This is a genomic window from Halomonas sp. SCS19, from assembly GCF_040147015.1.
Lineage (GTDB): Bacteria > Pseudomonadota > Gammaproteobacteria > Pseudomonadales > Halomonadaceae > Halomonas > Halomonas litopenaei.
Genome location: NZ_JAMSHN010000001.1, coordinates 990045 through 1008295, shown reverse-complemented (window position 1 = coordinate 1008295; position 18251 = coordinate 990045). Strand labels below are relative to the sequence as shown.

General features: G+C 66.6%; 14 protein-coding genes. 11 read left to right on the top strand and 3 right to left on the bottom strand.

Going from position 1 to position 18251, the window contains the following annotated elements:
* Positions 1 to 3: 3 nt before the first annotated feature.
* Positions 4 to 900, top strand: a complete 897-nt coding sequence (locus tag NFH97_RS04110; RefSeq protein ID WP_222515581.1) for a DMT family transporter — start codon at positions 4 to 6, stop codon at positions 898 to 900.
* A gap of 16 nt (positions 901 to 916) precedes the next feature.
* Here the strand turns inward: NFH97_RS04110 and NFH97_RS04105 are convergent, their stop codons facing one another.
* Positions 917 to 1624 carry an arylesterase gene (locus NFH97_RS04105; RefSeq protein ID WP_222568158.1) on the bottom strand — a complete coding sequence of 236 codons (708 nt, stop codon included), beginning with the start codon at positions 1622 to 1624 and terminating at the stop codon, positions 917 to 919.
* Between the two features lie 136 nt (positions 1625 to 1760).
* On the opposite strand from NFH97_RS04105, the gene NFH97_RS04100 reads away from it, so the two are divergent.
* From NFH97_RS04100 to NFH97_RS04070, 7 genes are all read left to right on the top strand, one after another.
* Positions 1761 to 2513 (top strand): ABC transporter ATP-binding protein, encoded by a 753-nt coding sequence (locus tag NFH97_RS04100; protein WP_349624477.1) that lies wholly within the window; start codon positions 1761 to 1763, stop codon positions 2511 to 2513.
* The gene (locus tag NFH97_RS04095) at positions 2510 to 5128 is read left to right on the top strand and encodes an ABC transporter permease (protein WP_349624476.1); all 2619 of its coding nucleotides are present in this window, start codon (positions 2510 to 2512) and stop codon (positions 5126 to 5128) included. The genes NFH97_RS04100 and NFH97_RS04095 overlap by 4 nt, the downstream gene beginning before the upstream one ends.
* 156 nt (positions 5129 to 5284) lie before the next feature.
* On the top strand, positions 5285 to 6793 hold the full coding sequence (locus NFH97_RS04090; RefSeq protein WP_349624475.1) for a polyphosphate kinase: 1509 nt from the start codon (positions 5285 to 5287) through the stop codon (positions 6791 to 6793).
* 141 nt (positions 6794 to 6934) lie between these two features.
* A complete protein-coding gene (locus NFH97_RS04085; RefSeq protein WP_108131389.1) occupies positions 6935 to 8320 on the top strand; it encodes a hypothetical protein in 1386 nt (461 codons plus the stop codon).
* A gap of 218 nt (positions 8321 to 8538) precedes the next feature.
* Entirely contained in the window at positions 8539 to 9804 is a 1266-nt protein-coding gene (glyA, locus tag NFH97_RS04080) for a serine hydroxymethyltransferase (RefSeq protein WP_045991047.1), read from the top strand.
* Positions 9805 to 10099: 295 nt separating this feature from the next.
* Complete coding sequence (locus NFH97_RS04075; RefSeq protein ID WP_349624474.1) at positions 10100 to 11050, top strand: HAD-IIB family hydrolase; 951 nt, start codon at positions 10100 to 10102, stop codon at positions 11048 to 11050.
* Positions 11047 to 12267 (top strand): glycosyltransferase family protein, encoded by a 1221-nt coding sequence (locus NFH97_RS04070; RefSeq protein ID WP_045991048.1) that lies wholly within the window; start codon positions 11047 to 11049, stop codon positions 12265 to 12267. Before NFH97_RS04075 ends, NFH97_RS04070 begins: the two co-directional genes overlap by 4 nt.
* Positions 12268 to 12332: 65 nt before the next feature.
* Here NFH97_RS04070 and dsbG read toward each other — a convergent pair whose 3' ends face one another.
* The gene (gene dsbG / locus NFH97_RS04065) at positions 12333 to 13136 is read right to left on the bottom strand and encodes a thiol:disulfide interchange protein DsbG (RefSeq protein ID WP_253029118.1); all 804 of its coding nucleotides are present in this window, start codon (positions 13134 to 13136) and stop codon (positions 12333 to 12335) included.
* A 158-nt stretch (positions 13137 to 13294) separates the two neighbouring features.
* Entirely contained in the window at positions 13295 to 15052 is a 1758-nt protein-coding gene (locus NFH97_RS04060) for a sugar phosphorylase (protein ID WP_045993088.1), read from the bottom strand.
* A gap of 193 nt (positions 15053 to 15245) precedes the next feature.
* On the opposite strand from NFH97_RS04060, the gene nrdR reads away from it, so the two are divergent.
* The 3 genes from nrdR to ribBA all read left to right on the top strand — a co-directional run bounded on the left by nrdR (position 15246) and on the right by ribBA (position 18242).
* On the top strand, positions 15246 to 15731 hold the full coding sequence (gene nrdR, locus NFH97_RS04055; protein ID WP_045993087.1) for a transcriptional regulator NrdR: 486 nt from the start codon (positions 15246 to 15248) through the stop codon (positions 15729 to 15731).
* Complete coding sequence (ribD, locus tag NFH97_RS04050) at positions 15728 to 16888, top strand: bifunctional diaminohydroxyphosphoribosylaminopyrimidine deaminase/5-amino-6-(5-phosphoribosylamino)uracil reductase RibD (protein ID WP_108131393.1); 1161 nt, start codon at positions 15728 to 15730, stop codon at positions 16886 to 16888. The genes nrdR and ribD overlap by 4 nt, the downstream gene beginning before the upstream one ends.
* A gap of 208 nt (positions 16889 to 17096) precedes the next feature.
* Positions 17097 to 18242 carry a bifunctional 3,4-dihydroxy-2-butanone-4-phosphate synthase/GTP cyclohydrolase II gene (gene ribBA, locus NFH97_RS04045; protein WP_349624473.1) on the top strand — a complete coding sequence of 382 codons (1146 nt, stop codon included), beginning with the start codon at positions 17097 to 17099 and terminating at the stop codon, positions 18240 to 18242.
* Positions 18243 to 18251 lie beyond the last annotated feature (9 nt).

Genomic DNA, 18251 nt, shown 5'->3' with positions numbered 1-18251 from the left:
GTCATGACAACTGATCGACAGGCCATGGCCTTCGGCCTTGGCGCCGTGGCGTTGTGGTCCACGGTGGCCACCGCCTTCAAGCTGGCGCTTGCCCATATGAGCCCGCTGGAGCTGATGTGGCTGGCGGCGCTGGTGTCCTGGGTGCTGATGAGCGTGCTGATGCTGCGGCGCGGACAGCTGCATCAGGCACTTCGTCGCGGCTGGCGCACCGCTGTGTGGGCCGGGCTGATGAACCCGGTGGCCTACTACCTTGTGCTGTTTGCGGCCTATGACCGGTTGCCCGGACAGGAGGCCATGGCGCTCAACTACACCTGGGCGCTGGCCATGGCCTTGCTGGCGGTGCCGATCCTCAAGCAGCGGTTGACGCCGATGGACGTGGTGGCCGGCCTGGTGGCCTACGCCGGGGTCTGGGTCATCGCCACCCGCGGCCAGGTTTTTGACGTGTCCTTCGCCGATCCTCTGGGAGTCGCACTGGCGCTGGTGTCGACGCTGATCTGGGCGCTGTACTGGCTGTTCAATGCCCGCGACCGGCGTCCTCCGCTGGTCGCCCAGTGGCAGAACTTCAGCGTCGGGGTGCCGGTGCTGACGCTGCTGATGGTGCTGGGGCCAGGCTTTCAGTGGCACGGCAGTGCCGCCCTGGGCGCGGGCATCTATGTCGGACTGTTCGAGATGGGCGTCGCTTTTGTGCTATGGCAGGCGGCGATGCAGCGGGTGTCGCGCACCGCCAAGGTCTCCAACCTGATCTTTCTGTCACCACCGGTGTCGCTGATGCTGCTCTACCTGGTGGTCGGCGAGCCGATACTCCCCTCGACCCTGATCGGACTGGTGCTGATCCTGCTGGGGCTTGGGCTGCAGCAGTGGCAGAAGGCGCCGGCTCACGTCGAGCCATCCTCCTCGTAGGGGCCCGCGGAGCGCCTCAGGAGGCGCTCGCTTGCTCGCTGCGTTCTTTGCTGTCCTTCTGGCTGGAGGGCTGGGTCGACACCGCCTCGGTCCCCGGCGTCTCGGTCTCGTCCAGCAGGGGCGCAAGGCTCGGCCAGACGTTGTCGAGCAGCCTCGGCTGGGCTTCGGCGGTGGGGTGGATGCCGTCGTCCTGCATCAGCTCGGGGTCCAGCGCCACCCCTTCGAGCAGGAAAGGCACCAGCGGCACCTCGTGGGTGTCGGCCAGTTCTCGAAAGACCCCGGTGAAGGCCTGACGGTAGGCGTCGCCGTAATTCGGGGGAATATCGATACCCAGCAGCAGCACCTGGGCGCCGGCGGCCTGGCTCTTTTCGATCATGCCTTCGAGGTTTGCCGACATCTGGCTCGGCGGAAGGCCCCTGAGTCCGTCATTGCCGCCCAGCTCCAGCAGAACGATGTCCGGGTCGTGCTGTCGGAGGAGTTCAGGGAGACGGGTGGCGCCCCCGCCGGTGGTTTCGCCGCTGATGCTGGCATTGACCACCTCGGCGCGGTGCGCTACTCGCTCGGCCAGCAACGCCACCCAGCCGGCGTCCCGTTCGATGCCGTAAGCGGCGCTCAAGCTGTCGCCCACCACCAGCAAGGTCGGCGGGGCTGTGTCAGACTGGGCCCAGACCGACCCCGGCACAAGGGCGGTCAAGACGCAGGCCATCATCAGCGTCTTCAGCATCCGCCTGGCGGGCGTTGCCCGGCGATCCTGCGCTCGTCTTCCTGACGTCGTGGCATCAGCAGCGCCGAAGCGCGAGGCTCCAGAAAAAAACCGCCGTGCCGCCCCAAACGTCCAAGTCCCAGGGAATGCCATCACCATGTCGCTGTCTCCTTCCGAGAATACCGTCCCGACCACCGTGCTGCGTGCGCGAGGCCTGTCCAAGCGGGTCGCCAGCGGAACGCGGGAACTGACCATCCTGCGCGAGCTTGAGCTCGACGTACAGTCCGGCGAGAGCGTCGCCATCCTCGGCCAGAGCGGTGCCGGCAAGTCGACCCTGCTGGCGCTGCTGGCCGGTCTCGATACGCCGAGTGCCGGCGAGCTTGCGATGTTCGGTACATCGCTTGCCGAGCTCGACGAGGACGGTCGCGCGGCGCTGAGAAACACCCGAGTGGGCTTCGTGTTTCAGAACTTCCAGTTGCTGCCGACCCTGACAGCGCTGGAAAACGTGCTGCTGCCGACCGAGCTGTCGACCCTTGCCAACCGTGAGGCCCGTGCCACCGACTGGCTCGGTCGAGTGGGGTTGGGCGAGCGCCTGGATCACCTGCCCAAGCAGCTGTCCGGCGGCGAACAGCAGCGGGTGGCGCTGGCGCGGGCCTTTGTCACCGGCCCCGAGCTGGTGTTTGCCGATGAACCGACCGGCAATCTCGACCCAGACACCGGGGAGCGCATCATTCAGACCCTGTTCGAGCTCAACCGTTCCGAGGGCACCACCCTGGTGCTGGTTACCCACGACCACGCTCTGGCGAGGCGCTGCGATCGGTGTCTGCGCCTGGCCGACGGCCAGCTCACCGAGGTGACATCCAAGCTTCCAACCGAGGCGCCAGACGCCCAGCGGGAGGCCTCGGCATGAGTGAACGAAGCGTCACGGCGAAGGGCCAATTGGGACGTCAGCTGGTGATGGCGGCGCGCTCTCTGCGGCGCGATCTTCGTGCGGGTGATGTACGCGCCTTGCTGGTGGCACTGACCCTGGCGGTGGCCGCCTCGACCATGATGGGGTTCTTTCTCGACCGCCTGGAACGTGGTCTGACCCGTCAGGCCAGTCAGATGATGGGCGGCGACGTGGTCCTTGAGCAGTCCGACCCCTTCGCTCAGGAGGTGCGGGAGCGTCTGGAAGGCGCCGGCATGCGCCTGAGTGACCAGGTCGATCTGGTCTCCATGGCCAGTCGCGATGGCGCCTTTCAGCCGGTCAGCATCAAGGCGGTGGACGAAGACTATCCACTCTACGGCGTGTCCCGGGTCGACCAGGGCGCCGGCGTCGAGGAGCTCGCCAGTGGCCCTGCGCCAGGCGAGGTGTGGCTGGCGCCGAGGCTCGAGACGCTGCTGGACATCGAACTCGGCGATAGTCTGACGCTCGGCAGGGGCGAGTTCCAGGTGACCGGCTGGATCGAGCGGGAGGCCGACCAGTCTGCCGGCTTCGGCAGCTTCAACCCGCGGGTGATGATGCACGTCGACGACGTCGAGGCGACCGGGCTGATCCAGCCCGGTTCGCGCATCGAGTTCGAGATCCTCGCCGCCGGCTCGCCCCAGGCGGTGGAGACGCTGTCGCCCTGGCTAGCCCGCCTGCGCGCCGACGGCGTCGAGGTACGTGACGTGCGCGAGGACCGGCCGCGGCTGGGCTCGGCGCTGGAGCGAGCCGAGACCTACCTGAGCCTGGCCGGTCTAGCCGCCGTGCTGCTGGCCGGGGTGGCGGTGGCCATGGCGACGCGGCGCTACGTCGATCGCCATCTGGATACCGCCGCGCTACTGCGCTGCTTCGGCGCTTCCCAGCGGGACCTGGCGCGTATCTTCACCTTCCAGCTGGCCGGTCTGGCGCTGGTGGCCTCGCTGATCGGCGCGCTTCTGGGGCTGGCGGGACAGGCGTTGCTGCTGGCCTTGATGCAGCGTTTTCTGCCGCTGGAGCTGCCGCCTCCCGGCGCCTTGCCGTTGTGGCTGGGCGTGCTGACGGCACTGGCCGTGCTGGCCGGCTTTGCCGGGCCGACCCTGCTGCGCTTGAAGCGGGTTAGCGCACTCAAGGTACTTCGCCGGGAGCTGGACCCCTTGCCCGCCTCCGGCTGGTCGCTGCTGCTGGCGGCGGCGCTGGCCTTCGGTGCTCTGCTTTGGCTGTACTCCGGCAGCCTGGGGCTGGCGGCCGGGCTCTTGGCCGGCGGCATGGTGGCGCTGGGCGTGCTGTGGGGCCTGGCGGGCTTGATTCTCGATGGACTGTTGCGTCTGGCCGCGCGGCTGGAGGGTGGCGATCCCGCTGGTCTGCGCGGGTCGTTGCGTCTGGGCGCTCGGCAGTTGGCGCGCCGTCGTAACGCCAGCCTGGGGCAGATGCTGGCATTCGCGGTGACCTTCTTCGCCATGACCATGATCGCCCTGGTGCGGGGCGATCTGTTGACCACCTGGCAGGCGCAGTTACCCGAGGACACACCCAATCATTTCGCGATCAATATCCAGCCCGGCGAGCGCGACGACTTCGAGCAGCGGCTCGAGGCCATCGCCGAGGCCAGCAGTGATCTCTACCCCATGGTCCGCGGGCGTATCACCGCGATCAACGGCCAGCCGCCGAGGCAGGCCGTGCCCCCCGAGGCGAGGGGAGAAAACGCCCTGCGCCGGGAGCTCAACCTGACCTGGCGGGAGGATCTGCCGAGCGGTAATCGTCTGGTGGCCGGCGAATGGTTTGCCTCGCGCGCCGAGGCCGGCGGCTGGCTCGACGAGGTGGACGCCCAGCCGTCCTCGGCGCCAGCAGGCGATGACGTCGCCGAGACGGCGCCGATCTCCATGGAACGAGAACTGGCAGAACGTCTGGGGCTGGCGCTGGGGGATCGTTTAAGTTTCACCATCGGCGCCGACACCCTGGTCGGTGAGATCACCAGTCTCCGCGACCTCGATTGGGACAGCTTCAAGCCCAACTTTTACGTGATCTTCCCACCTGGTGTGCTGGAACGCTACGGCCATAGCTACATCACCGCCTTCTATCTGGAGCAGCAGCAGAAGCGCGAACTGGGGAGCCTGGTCCAGGCCTTCCCGGGGGTGACGCTGCTCGACGTGGATGCCCTGCTGGGGCAGGTCCGTGAGGTGCTGGGGCACGTGACCCGGGCGGTGGAAGTGGTGCTGGCCTTCGTGCTGCTGGCCGGGGTCAGTGTGCTCTACGCCGCGTTGATCGCCAGTCAGCCGGTACGTGCCCACGAAAGCGGCTTGTTGCGCGTCTTTGGCGCAGGTTCGCGTCTGCTCGCGCGGGTGCAGTGGGCTGAATTTGCCGTTCTGGGACTGGCCAGCGGCCTGATGGCAGCGCTGCTGGCGGAGGTCGCCACGGCCGCGTTATATCTGCTGTGGCTGGATCTGCCGCCGCGGGTGCATCCCTGGGTCTGGCTGCTGGTCCCGACGCTCGGCGCTGTGGTACTGGGCCTGGTAGGGCATCTGTTGTCCCGTGGCATTCGTCGACAGGCGCCGGCGGCGAGCCTGGGGCTGCTGGGCGAGGCCTGAAAGGCGAATCATCATGAAAGGGCGGAGCGTCTCACGAAACGCTAAGCGCCTCATGCAAAGCGATGCGCCTTATGAGTTGCGCCTTATGCAAAGCGATGCGCCTTATGCAAAGCGAAGCGCCTTATGAACAGGGAAGTGCGTCATGAAGGAGCGACGATGACCAGGACCAAGGTGGCAAAGGGAAAGAAGCGGGGCTCAACCAGCAACGCCTCTCGCAAGAACGCCTCCGGCAAGACCATGTCCGCCGAGGAGTGTCAGCGGTTTCGGCTGCTGTCGGCCCAGCTGGAATTGGCCCAGCGAGCGGATCGGGCAGTGGTAGTGCTGGTGGCCGGTCACGCTGCCACCGGCAAGGGCGAACTGATCAACCTGCTCAACCACTGGCTGGAGAACCGGTTGACCGAGGTGCACGCCATGGTGCCCGGCGACGAGGAGCGCCGGCGACCTTACTGGTGGCGATTCTGGCGACGTCTTCCGGGGCGTGGCCGGCTCGGGGTGTTCGTCCATGGCTGGGTCGGCGATGCGGTGCTGGCGCGGGCCTCCCGCGCCTTGGGCGAGGGCGCCTACAATGACCGCATCGAACAGATGCGTCAGTTCGAGGCGGAGCTTGCCGCCGACGGGGTTCGCCTGGTCAAGCTGTGGCTGCAGATCGATGCAGACACCCAGCGACAACGACTCGAGGCCTGGGCCGCCGACCCGGCCAGTCGCTGGCAGGTCACCGACGAAAAGTGGCGCCGCCACGCCCAGCATGGCCTGCTCGATGAGCTTGCCCGCGACCTGCGTGCGCGCACCCACTGTCGCCACAGTCCCTGGATCGAGCTCGACGCGAGCCCCGGCAACGACCTGCTGCCCCAGGTGGCCGAAGTCCTCGAGAAGGTCATGGCAAGCCCTGTCCCGGCCCTCGAGCGCCCCGAGACTCCCCCACTGAATGCCATCGCTCCCCCTCGGCTCGACGCCCTCGAGCATGACGACCCGCCCCCCCGACTCAAGAAGCGCGACTACAGCGAGCGCCTGGCCGACGCCCAGGCCAGGCTGGCCCAGCTGGCGCGCAGTGCCGCGCGCCAGGGAGTGCCACTGGTGGTGGTGTTCGAGGGCCATGACGCTGCCGGCAAGGGCGGCGGCATCCATCGCCTGACCTCGGCGATGGATGCACGTCAGTACCGTGTGCATCAGATCGCTGCGCCCACCGAGGAGGAGCGCCTGCACCCGTGGCAGTGGCGCTTCTGGCATCGTCTGCCCCGCGATGGCCGGGTGGCGATCTTCGACCGCTCCTGGTATGGCCGGGTGCTGGTGGAACGGGTCGAAGGCCTCGCCGATGAGCGGGACTGGCGACGCGGCTTTGAAGAGATTCGCCAGTTCGAGGCGCGCCTGCTCGAGCACGGCACCGTGCTGGTCAAGCTGTTCCTGGCCATCGACAAGGACGAGCAGCTCGAGCGTTTCGAAGCCCGGGCCGAGACTCCTCACAAGCGGCACAAGCTCACCGACGAGGATTGGCGCAACCGCGAGCGCTGGGACGACTACCAGCAGGCCATCGACGAGATGTTCGCGGAAACTCATGCCCCTGGCGGCGAGTGGGTGCTGATCGACGCCAACGACAAGCGTCGGGCGCGCCTGGCGGTGATCGAGGAGGTGAGTCGGCGGTTGTCGGCGCGCCTGCCGCTGGATTGAGTGACCGATGTCCTGTCAACACTGCTGAAGGCCTGTCGACGGGTTCGTTCAGGCGCTACAGTGAAGGCTGACACAACTGCCGTATCGGCAAAGATCGTTGGCGTTTGCCAGGTTCTATTTTCACACCGGAGGTGAAAGTTCATGAAGTGCCGTCTGTCTTCCCGCCACGCCGTCCCTTTCGTGGCGCTGCTTTCTCTGGGGGCGAGCGTCGCCCAGGCCGACGCCGAACGTCTCGAGGCTGACCTGCGTGCGGCCCTGGAGCGTGAAGGTACCCTCGAGATCGGCGAGGTATCCGATGAGCTGCTCGGCAGCACCACCAGTGCCGAGAACCTGACCCTGACCGGCGACAGCGGCGAACGCCTGACCATCGCGCGCTACCTGGTCGAGGGCGACTACGACGCGCCGGAAGAAGTGGTGCTCGAGGACATCGAGCTGGTCGACCGGGGCGCCAGCATGCTGCTTGAGCGGCTGGTGTTCGAGGAGCCCGGCCAGCCTGTGCTCGATCTGCGTGATCTGCCCTGGGATGAAGACAACCCGCTGGCCGGGATTAGCCTGGAAGGACTGGTGATGGATCAGCGCCAGGGCAAGGTGGGGGCTGACCTTCCCTGGGGCGACTATCCCGGACGCATCGAGATCCAGAGCCTGGGCGCCAGCGACGTCAGCGCCGATGCCATCGGCAGCCTGACGCTGACCGGGATGAGCGGCTCCAGCGACAACTTCGAGGAGCTCGGGGCCGGAACCTTCTCGCTGCCGTCACTCAGTCTGACCGGCCTCAAGGGGCTTGCGAGCGACGCGCCCACGGTGGACGCCCTCGAGCTCGAGGACCTGGAGATCGCCACCGATCGCCTGGTGGCAAGCCTTGAGCATCTGGTGGCCGACGGCGACATGAACGACGGCGAGTACAGCGGGCGCATGGACAACCTGACGGTGGATCTGGCCAGGATGATCGAGCTGGCGCCGGTGGACGAGCGCACCCAGCTACGTCTGGTCAGCAACGTGCTGACCGATGGCTCCGGACAGCTCACCCTGGACGCCGACATGGACGGTACCTGGGAGGCCAGCGGTGCCAATGGCCAGGTGGCCAGCCGTTTCGAGATGACCGCAGCCGATGCCTTCCGCCTCGGCTTCGACAGTGACCTGCCGGTAAACCTGCCCAAGGGCCAGGACCCTGCGGCCTACTTTGCCGGCCTCGAGGACTGGACCGAGCTGGACACCCAGGGCGGCGACGTCTCGCTCAGTCTCAGCGATCTGGGCGTGTTCGGGCGTATCGCACCGGTGGTGGCAGCGACCCAGGGGGTGTCCGAAGACGCCCTGCTCGAACAGCTCAGGACCCAGTCCGAAGGCTTCGGCATCATGATGGGACCGCAGATCGGCGCGGTGCTCACGGGGCTGGTGCAGATGATGGCCGGCGAGGCCAGCGAGATGTCAATCGACCTCAGCCTGCCACCCAGCCGACAGCTCCAGAAGCTGGCCCAGGACCCGCTGGGGCTGCCCCAGGCGTTGTCCATGGAAGTCACGATGGACTAGGGCTTGGCCGAAGGGTCGTGGCGCCCGCCGGCGTTTCGGGCTGAGCCTGGAAAAGAGCGCCCGGTGGGCCACGCTTCAGTCTGACTGAAGCCAAGATGAGAAATCATGCAGCAGCCCATGACGGTCTTTCATGTGAAAGCGGTCATGGGCTGCGCTATGATGGCGGCCCGCTTTTCGCGATTGCCCCTTGAATCCCCCGCTGCGAGGTTATGCCGCCGATGTTCAGCCGTGATATGCAGATTGCCGGTTTCGATGATGCCCTGTTCGATGCGATGCAGAAGGAAGTCGCCCGTCAGGAGGCTCACATCGAGCTGATTGCCTCCGAAAACTACGCCAGCCCCCGGGTGATGGAAGCCCAGGGTAGCCAGCTGACCAACAAGTACGCGGAAGGCTATCCCGGCAAGCGTTACTACGGTGGCTGCGAGTACGTCGACGTGGTCGAGCAGTTGGCCATCGACTATGCCAAGGAGCTGTTTGGCGCGAGCTACGCCAACGTCCAGCCGCACTCAGGCTCCCAGGCCAACGGCGCGGTCTTCCAGGCCCTGGTCAAGCCCGGTGACACCGTGCTGGGCATGAGCCTCGACGCCGGCGGTCACCTGACCCACGGCGCCCGCCCGAACTTCTCCGGCAAGCACTACAATGCCGTGCAGTACGGCATCGACGAGTCCGGCCGCATCGACTACGACGAGGTGGCCCGCCTGGCCCGCGAGCACCAGCCGAAGATGATCATCGCCGGTTTCTCCGCCTACTCGCAGATCATCGACTGGGCACGCTTCCGCGAGATCGCCGACGAGGTGGGTGCCTTCCTGCTGGTGGACATGGCCCACGTGGCCGGCCTGGTTGCCGCCGGTGTCTACCCGAATCCGCTGCCCCACGCCCATGTGGTCACCACCACCACCCATAAGACCCTGCGCGGTCCCCGTGGTGGCCTGATCCTGTCCGCCGAGAACGACGCCGACATCGAGAAGAAGCTGCAGTCTGCGGTCTTCCCCGGTGGCCAGGGCGGCCCGCTCGAGCACGTCATCGCGGCCAAGGCGATCTGCTTCAAGGAGGCCATGGCGCCCGAGTTCAAGACCTACCAGCAGCAGGTGGTCAAGAACGCCCAGACCATGGCCAAGGTATTTATCGAGCGTGGCTACGACGTGGTCTCCGGCGGCACCGAGGATCACCTCTTCCTGCTGTCGCTGATCAAGCAGGGCCTGACCGGCAAGGACGCGGACGCGGCCCTGGGTCGTGCCCACATCACCGTCAACAAGAACGCCGTGCCCGGTGATCCGCAGAGCCCCTTCGTGACCTCTGGCCTGCGTATCGGCACCCCGGCGGTCACCACCCGTGGTTTCGGCGAGAGCGAGTGCGGTGATCTGGCTGGCTGGATCTGCGACATCCTCGACGTCATGGCCAAGGGCGAGTCCACCGAGGCCATCGAGGCCGAGGTCAAGGCCAAGGTGGAAGAAGTCTGCACCCGTCTGCCGGTCTACGGCTGAGTGCCCGGCGGGGTGACCCGCCGCTCAGGCCACCAAAGACACCCCCGAGAGCTCCGCTCTCGGGGGTGTCGTCGTTCTGGGGCTGTGTGCTTGCAGCGGGGCGTCGGCTGTCGATGCACCATTGTGGTGCCTTATCCTGCACCGGGCACGGCCGCGTCCGCCCCGGACCTGACGGGGCCTCGTTGCGCTGACGTCTACATTCCCTTCATCTACTTGTTTTCCCGTTGCTCTGTTGAGCGCTGGCGCAGCCCTTGCTTTGCATCTCGGTGAACCCTTTTGATGCGAAGGTCCCACCATGCACGCCAGCACGACTCCCCGAATCGGTGCCTTCGACGGGCCCAGGCTGCTGTTCACCGACCTGGATGGCTCGCTGCTCGACCACCATGACTACGGCTGGAAGCCCGCCGAGCCCTGGCTCGATGCCCTGCGTGAGGCCGGCGTTGCGGCGATCCCGGTGACCAGCAAGACCCGCAGTGAACTGCTCGGGCTGCGCCAGCAGCTCGGCCTCGCCGATCGCCCCTTTATCGCCGAGAACGGCGCGGTGATTGCGCTGCCCCCCAGCTGGTGTCACGCCCGACGTGAGGGACAGCCGGGCCCGGATGGCCTGGTGATCCGCACCCTCGGGGTGGATATCGGGCTGATTCGCCGGCGGGTGGCGATCTGGCGTGAGCGGCTGTCCGCGCGCTTTCTGACCATGAGCGAGATGGCGCTGGAGGACGTGGTGGCCTTCACCGGTCTGGATGAACAGGAGGCTCGCCTGGCACGCCTGCGGGAGGGCAGCGAGCCGCTGTTGTGGGAAGACGACGAAGCGCTGCTGCAGCGCTTTCGCGAGGGCCTGGCCAGTGACGGCCTGCGCATGACGAGGGGCGGGCGCTTCTGGCACGTGCTCGGCGACACCGACAAGGGCCAGGCGGTGCAATGGCTGTGCGCCCGCTTCGAGGCGCTCAAGGGCCGACGCCCCGAGACCCTGTCGCTGGGCGATGGCCCCAACGATGTCGCCATGCTCGAGGCCACCGATGCGGCGGTGGTGATTCGTGCCCGCCATGGCCTCGACGTGTCCCCGTGCCAGCCGCGCTTGTATCGCAGCGAGGCGCTGGGCCCCAGGGGCTGGGCCGAGGGGGTTGCGCACTTCTGGGGAGAGCAGGACGCGGCGGGGCCTGCCAGCAGCGCTGAGGCCGGCAGCGTAGATGCCGGCGGCGCCGACGACAAGGATCATCACAAGCTGGGCGAGGAGGGTGAGGCATGAGCGATTTCCACCAGAACGGCATCATCACCGACTTTCACAACCTGACCCGGCGCAAGGTCGAAGACCTGGAGGCGGATCTGGAGCGCTTCGGCCGCCAGCGCCCGCTCGGGCTGATCCTGCCGTCATTGTACTCGGAGCTGGAAGGACCGGCGCTGGACGCCATCGTCGAGTCGCTGGCCCAGGCGAGCTATCTGTCGGAGATCGTGATCGGCCTCGATCGTGCCGACCGGGACCAGTTTCTGCGGGCACGCGAGTTCTTTTCGCGCCTGCCCCAGCACCATCGCATCCTGTGGAATGACGGCCCGCGCCTGAGCGCGCTGGACGCGCAGCTGGCCGAGGAAGGCCTGGCGCCACAGCAGCCGGGCAAGGGCCGCAATGTGTGGTTCTGTGCGGGCTATGTGCAGGCATCCGGGCGCACCGCCGCGGTGGGGCTGCATGACTGCGATATCCTGACCTACGACCGCGGCCTGCTGGCACGGCTGATGTATCCGGTGGCCCACCCACGCTTCAACTACGCCTTCTGCAAGGGTTACTACCCGCGTATCGCCGAGGGCAAGCTCAACGGCCGGGTCTCCCGGCTGATGGTGACCCCGCTGCTGCGGGCGCTAAAGATCATGCACGGGCCCTTGCCTTACCTGGACTACCTGGACAGCTATCGCTACCCGCTGTCGGGGGAGTTCTCGATGCGTACCGAGGTGCTGGACAACATCCGTATCCCCGCCGACTGGGGGCTGGAGATCGGGGTGCTGTCCGAGGTCCACCGCGACCACTCCACCAATCGGCTGTGTCAGGTGGATATCGCCGACGTCTACGACCACAAGCATCAACCGGTGTCCGCCGATGACGCGGCCACCGGGCTCAACCGCATGAGCCTGGATATTGCCAAGGCGCTCTATCGCAAGCTGGCCACCCAGGGTGTGGGTTTCTCGTCGGAAGGCTTTCGTACCCTCAAGGCCACCTACTATCGCCTGGCCCTCGACCTGATCGAGGCCTACGACCACGACGCCACCATGAACGGGTTGAGCCTGGACCGTCACGCCGAGGAGCAGGCGGTGGAGTTGTTTGCCGCCAATCTGATCGAGGCCGGTAACGCCTTTCTCGACAACCCCAGGGAGAAGCCCTTTATCCCGAGCTGGAACCGTGTGCGGGCGGCCTTGCCGGACCTGCCCGAACAGCTATATAGCGCGGTGGAGGCCGATAACGCCGGAGATGTCTAAGGGCCTAAATCGCGCTGGCACCAGGCCCCGCCCGGGGCCTGGTGCCAGCGCCTTGATAAACCCTGTCAGTCGGGCTCCGGCCCCATGATGGTATGGAACAGTTCTTCGCTCGGCAGGCCTTGGCTCATCTCGAGCTTGCCATCGTTGCGATAGACGATGCCCGGGGTCGCCACCATGCCGAAGCTGCGAAACAGTTCGTGGTTGCTCTGCAGGCGCTGCTCCAGGTCTCTGGGCAGTTGGCGCATGGGCTCAATCGGATCGCCGCTCTCATGGGCGCGGAGGGCGGCCTGAGGGTCATCGGCGGCCAGCATCGTGACCGCCTGGCGCGGACTTTCGGGGTCGAGGATACCGACCATCACGTGGCGTAGCTGGACCTGGCCGCTTTCGACGAAGGGCCGGCTCTGCTGCCACAGGCGGGTGCAGTAGGGGCAGTTGGGATCGGTGAACACATAGACGATGCGCTCGGCGTCGGGATCGCCGTCGGCGATCCAGGCGCTGTCCTCAAGGCTCTGCCAGGTGGTCTCGTCCTGGGGGCCGCGTACCAGGCGCTCCAGCGGCGCCTCCGACAGATTGTTGGCGTCGGCATCGATCAGATTGCCGACGATGGCGTGCTCGCCATCCTCGGTGACGAAGATGGTCATCGGCTGTCCGCGATGGCTGGCGGCGAAGCCGCTGAGTCCACCCGGCGCGTCGAATTCACCGTGCACCTCAAGACCTTCCTCTTCCAGCGCTTCGATGGGGGCGGGGTGGTCCTCTGCCTCGACGCTGGACAGTGGCATCAGGCCGAAGGCCACCGCCGCCAGGGTCATGAAGGAACGCTGATGGCGGGGCAGGTCGGGGAGGCGGGGCAGTCGGGGGCGGCGGGGCATGTCGTTACTCTCCGGCATCTTGTAGGACGAATCCCGCGACAAGCGAGAATCACTCGCACTAGGACAGCAGCAAACGCCATCGGTTCGACCGCTGACGTCGCCGGGCAGTGAAAGCGCCAGGGCCGCGCTGTTGTGTGATACACCGAGCGCGCGGTGGCTTATCTGTCGGTGCGCACCAGCCACAGTGAACGATAGGGGGCCAGGGTGTCGACGGGCCGCCAGGCGCCTCCTTCCAGCAGGTCCTGCCAGCCGGACTGGTCGAGGCCGTCCAGTACCAGTGGCTGAGGCCGATCGGTGACGTTGTGAATGGCCAACAGTCGACGGCCATCGTCCAGGGGGCCGCGCTGGATCGCCAGCAGCTCCGGTGGTGTGGGGATGACCGTCTGGGCCGCATCGGGGTGGAAGCAGGGTTCCCTGCGACGGATCTCGAGGCGTCGGGTGAGGGCGAAGAACACCTCGCGGGTCGGCGTGTGACGGCTGTCCAGCAGAGGTTCCAGCTCCTGGCGGTCCCAGCGCTTGCGATTGATCGAACGCAGGCGCCCGCTGCGTTCGACCCCGTCGTGGTCGTTCTGGGTGGCGGTCAGGCAGTGCAGGTAGACGCCGGGGATACCCTTCAGCACCAGCATCAGGTGCTGGCTCAACAGGAAGCGCTCGACCTGCCACGGGTCGGGGCCGCGCCGGGTGCCGCTCATGGCGTCGAACCAGGTGATATTGAGCTCGTAGGGGCTGTCGCTGCCGTCGGCCTGCCGGCGCATGCTGACGAAGCCACCGAAGCGCTGCATCAAGGCGACCAGGGCGTCGATCTCGTGGCCTTCCAGCCAGCCTTCCAGCGGGCGCACGCCAATGCCATCGTGGCTGGCGGTGAAGTTCAGATAGCTGCAGCCGGCGGGGAGCTCGGGCAGGCTGTCGAGCCAGCGCGCCAGGGTGCCGGCCTCGCCACTGGTCAAGGTGTGCAGCAACAGAGGTGGCAGCGGAAACTGGTAGACCAGATGGGCCTCGTCGGGCGGCGTGTCCTGTCGCTCAAGGCCGAAGTAGCTGATGTTCTCGGCGTGGGGCACATTGGTCTCGGTGATGATCAGGGTGCCGGGGGCGACGTGGTCGACCACCGCCCGCAACAGCCGCACCACCGCGTGGGTCTCGGGAAGGTGGATACAGCGGGTGCCGGGGCGTTTCCACAGGAAGGCGACGGCGTCCAGCCGGACGATGCGGGCGCCCTGCTGCAGGTAGAACAGCAGGATGCCGACGAATTCGATCAAGACGTCGGGGTTGGCGAAGTTGAGGTCGATCTGGTCCTCGGAGAAGGTCGCCCACAGGTGGCGAACGCCACGGCGGGTGCTGACGGGGACCAGCAGCGGTGAGCTGCGCGGACGCACCACCTCGCTGAGATCGGTATCGGGGTCCATCTCGATGAAGTAGTCGCGCCCGGGCAGGTTGCCGCCGAGATAGTCGGCGAACCATAGCGATTCCCGCGAGACATGGTTGAGCACCAGGTCCACCATCAGATCATGGTGGCTGGCCAGGCGCCGGATATCGCGCCAGTCGCCCAGTTTCGGGTCGACCTCGCGATAGTGGATCACCGAGAAGCCGTCGTCGCTGCTCCAGGGGAAGAAGGGCAGCACATGGACACCGCTGAAGACGGTCTTCAGGCGCTTGCTCAGGAACTCATCGAGTACCGCCAGGGGGGGCTTGTCGGCATCCAGCAGCGAGTCGCCATAGACGATCAGCCACTGGTCCTGCTCGCTCCACAGCGTCTGGCGTGCACCATGACGGTGCCTCAACCCGGCCCCCTGCGCTTCGATCAGGCGCAGCAGACGGCGCAGGACCTCTTCGCTGCGTGCACCATAGAGAGGCGCGAGCAGCTCTGCGGCACGCTGGCGAAAGTCGTCGGGTTCCAGAGGGGAGAGGTGGCTTGCCATGGTGTCCTCCGCAGGCGTGGGGGCGCCTTGCCCCGTGAGCGCTCGCCATTTCATTGACGGCTAGAAAGAAAGTATCAAGCACAGGGCGTGCCAACTCAGCTGAAATCGCGGATGACCTGGGCCATTGCGCTGGGCGGGGCAGGCCTCAGCCGTTACACTATGGCGACATATTTTTCCTGCCGGACTGTCCGCTATGCATTGCCCCTTCTGTGGCGCCCAAGAGACCCGAGTGACTGACTCCCGGCTGGTCGCCGAAGGTGATCAGGTGCGCCGACGGCGGCAGTGTGCTGGCTGCGGTGAGCGCTTCACCACCTACGAGACCGCTGAACTTATCATGCCACGGATCATCAAGGCCGATGGCTCGCGGGAGGTGTTCGACGAGATCAAGCTGCGGGCCGGCATGCTGCGGGCGCTGGAAAAACGCCCCGTCAGCGCCGAGTCGATCGAGGCGGCGGTGGAACGTATCCGCCAGAACCTGCGCGCACGGGGCGAGCGCGAGGTCCAGGCGCGGGTGGTCGGTGAAGAGGTGATGAATGCCCTGAAGCGCCTCGATCAGGTGGCCTATATCCGCTTTGCTTCAGTCTATCGACGGTTTCAGGATATCGACGAATTTCGCGCCGAGATCGACCGCCTGGCCCAGGAGCCGAGTTTCTCGCCCGACACCGGGGAGAGCACATGAATCCGACGGACATCACGGCAGGCCAGGATGAAGCCTGGATGGCCAGGGCATTGAAGCTGGCCGAACGCGGTCGCTACACCACCATGCCCAATCCGAGGGTCGGTTGCGTACTGGTCAAGCACGGCAAGCATCTGGCCGACGGCTACCATCAGCGCGCCGGGGAACCCCACGCCGAGGTCCATGCACTCGAGGCTGCCGGTGAGCACGCCCGAGGCGCGACCGCTTACGTGACGCTGGAACCCTGCTCTCACCAGGGGCGCACAGGGCCTTGCTGCGATGCCTTGATCAAGGCCGGTGTCGCCAGGGTGGTGGTAGCCATGCAGGATCCCAATCCTCAGGTGGCGGGACGCGGTATCGCACGCCTGCGTGACGCCGGGGTCGAGGTAAGGCTCGGTTGCCTCGAGGCGGACGCCCAGGTATTGAACGCCGGCTTCGTGTCGCGCATGACCCGGGGGCGTCCACGGGTCAGCCTCAAGCTCGCCATGAGCCTCGACGGCCGTACCGCCATGGCCTCCGGCGAGTCCCAGTGGATCACCGGTGCCGAGGCTCGGCGTGACGTCCAGCGGCTGCGGGCTCAGAGCTGCGCCATCCTCACCGGGGTGGATTCGATCATCTTCGACAACTCGCGGCTGACGGTGCGTGCCGATCAGCTCGGGCTCGATGACGCCGAAGTCATCGCCCGACGCCAGCCGCTTAGGGTCGTGGTGGACTCGCGCCTGCGCATGCCGCTGGCCGCGGCCTGCCTGAGCGAGCCAGGGGAGACGCTGGTGGTCTGCGTCGAGGGCAGCGAATCCCCTCGCAGAGACGCGCTGATGCGCTCCGGCGCGCGGGTGCTGGAGATGCCTGCAGGCGACGACGGCCGCGTCGATCTTGGCGCGCTGCTCAAGTGGCTCGGTGACGAGGGCGGCTGCAACGAGCTGTTGGTGGAGACCGGCGCGACCCTGGCAGGTGCCTTGATGGATGCCTGTCTGGTGGACGAGTTGCGTCTTTACATGGCGCCGACCCTGCTCGGCTCCGACGCGCGCGGGCTGATGGCGTTGTCGGGCATCGAACGCATGGCCGAGCAGCGGCCTCTGGAAATTCTCGATATCCGCGCCCTCGGCAAGGACTGGCGTATTCTGGCGCGCCCGGCGCTGGCCGCCTGCGCCGAGCACTGACCCGACGAAAGTCGCCGGGGGATCGCAGTAGCGGGGCTTCATATAAGCGGCGCCCAACGCGGAGTCGCAGTGTCCGATCTTGATATAAGCGGCGCCCGACGCCCTGCCAGGTCTTTGTCTTTGACTGGCGCCCGACGCCGCGCCACGGTACCCTGACGCGGTTTCTGGCCGCCGTCGCGAGTGGCCATTTTAGATCCAGGGAGCATACATGTCGCAGTCTTCCAGCGGGGGCCTGGCCCCTATTGCCGAACTCGTCGAGGATATCCGCCAGGGCCGTATGGTGATCCTGATGGACGACGAGGATCGGGAAAACGAAGGTGACATCATCATGGCCGCCGAGAAGGTCGAGGCCTGGCACATCAACTTCATGGCGGTTCACGCCCGTGGTCTGATCTGCATGCCGATGACCCGGGAGCGCTGCGAACAGCTCAAGCTGCCGCTGATGGTGCAGGACAATGGCTCCGGTTTCGGTACCAAGTTCACCCTGTCCATCGAGGCCGCCGAAGGGGTCAGCACCGGCATCTCCGCTGCTGACCGCGCGCGCACGGTGCAGGCCGCCTGCGCGCGCAATGCCAAGGCAGAAGACATCGTCCAGCCCGGCCACATCTTTCCGCTGATGGCCGAGCCCGGCGGCGTGCTCAGGCGCGCCGGCCACACCGAGGCGGCCTGCGATCTGGCCGCCCTGGCCGGTTGTGATCCCAGCGGTGTGATCTGCGAGATCATGAACGACGATGGCAGCATGGCCCGACGTCCTGAGCTCGAGCGCTTCGCCGAGACCCACGGGATCAAGATGGGTACCATCGCCGACCTGATCCACTACCGGATCCACAACGAGCAGACGGTAGAAGAGGTCGAGCGACTGCCGGTGACCACCGCCTACGGTGAGCTGACCGCCCACGTCTTTCTCGACCGCACCCACAAGGTGCACCACCTGGCGCTGGTGAAGGGCTCGCCGAGTCCGGACAGCGTGACCACGGTGCGGGTGCATCTGGCCAACGAGATGCGTGACCTGATGTGCCTGGTCAAGGGCGAGGACGCCTCCTGGCGCGCCCACCAGGCGCTGGAAGAGGTGGCGCGGGCCGAGCAGGGTGTCTTCGTGCTGCTCGATGACATGCGTCCGCATCAGGACCTCAACGATATGCTGCAGGTGTTCCTGGAGCGCCGCCGCACCGCTCGCGGCAGCGAGTCCGACGGCGCCGGCAACTACCTGACCATCGGCACCGGCTCCCAGATCCTGCGCGAGCTCGGTGTCGGCAGGATGCGTCTGCTGAGCTCACCGTGGAAGTTCTCCGCGCTGTCGGGTTTCGATCTCGAGGTGGTGGACATCGTCTCGCCAGGCGATATCAGCGGTTGATTCACGCCG

Bases quoted from the DNA above. Each gene is read 5' to 3' on its own strand.
- NFH97_RS04075 (WP_349624474.1), top strand. From the start codon at position 10,100: ATGCACGCCAGCACGACTCCCCGAATCGGTGCCTTCGACGGGCCCAGG.
- NFH97_RS04110 (WP_222515581.1), top strand. From the start codon at position 4: ATGACAACTGATCGACAGGCCATGGCCTTCGGCCTTGGCGCCGTGGCG.
- NFH97_RS04100 (WP_349624477.1), top strand. From the start codon at position 1,761: ATGTCGCTGTCTCCTTCCGAGAATACCGTCCCGACCACCGTGCTGCGT.
- NFH97_RS04090 (WP_349624475.1), top strand. From the start codon at position 5,285: ATGACCAGGACCAAGGTGGCAAAGGGAAAGAAGCGGGGCTCAACCAGC.
- NFH97_RS04060 (WP_045993088.1), bottom strand. From the start codon at position 15,052: ATGGCAAGCCACCTCTCCCCTCTGGAACCCGACGACTTTCGCCAGCGT.
- NFH97_RS04085 (WP_108131389.1), top strand. From the start codon at position 6,935: ATGAAGTGCCGTCTGTCTTCCCGCCACGCCGTCCCTTTCGTGGCGCTG.
- NFH97_RS04095 (WP_349624476.1), top strand. From the start codon at position 2,510: ATGAGTGAACGAAGCGTCACGGCGAAGGGCCAATTGGGACGTCAGCTG.
- glyA (WP_045991047.1), top strand. From the start codon at position 8,539: ATGTTCAGCCGTGATATGCAGATTGCCGGTTTCGATGATGCCCTGTTC.
- dsbG (WP_253029118.1), bottom strand. From the start codon at position 13,136: ATGCCCCGCCGCCCCCGACTGCCCCGCCTCCCCGACCTGCCCCGCCAT.
- NFH97_RS04070 (WP_045991048.1), top strand. From the start codon at position 11,047: ATGAGCGATTTCCACCAGAACGGCATCATCACCGACTTTCACAACCTG.
- nrdR (WP_045993087.1), top strand. From the start codon at position 15,246: ATGCATTGCCCCTTCTGTGGCGCCCAAGAGACCCGAGTGACTGACTCC.
- ribD (WP_108131393.1), top strand. From the start codon at position 15,728: ATGAATCCGACGGACATCACGGCAGGCCAGGATGAAGCCTGGATGGCC.
- ribBA (WP_349624473.1), top strand. From the start codon at position 17,097: ATGTCGCAGTCTTCCAGCGGGGGCCTGGCCCCTATTGCCGAACTCGTC.
- NFH97_RS04105 (WP_222568158.1), bottom strand. From the start codon at position 1,624: ATGCTGAAGACGCTGATGATGGCCTGCGTCTTGACCGCCCTTGTGCCG.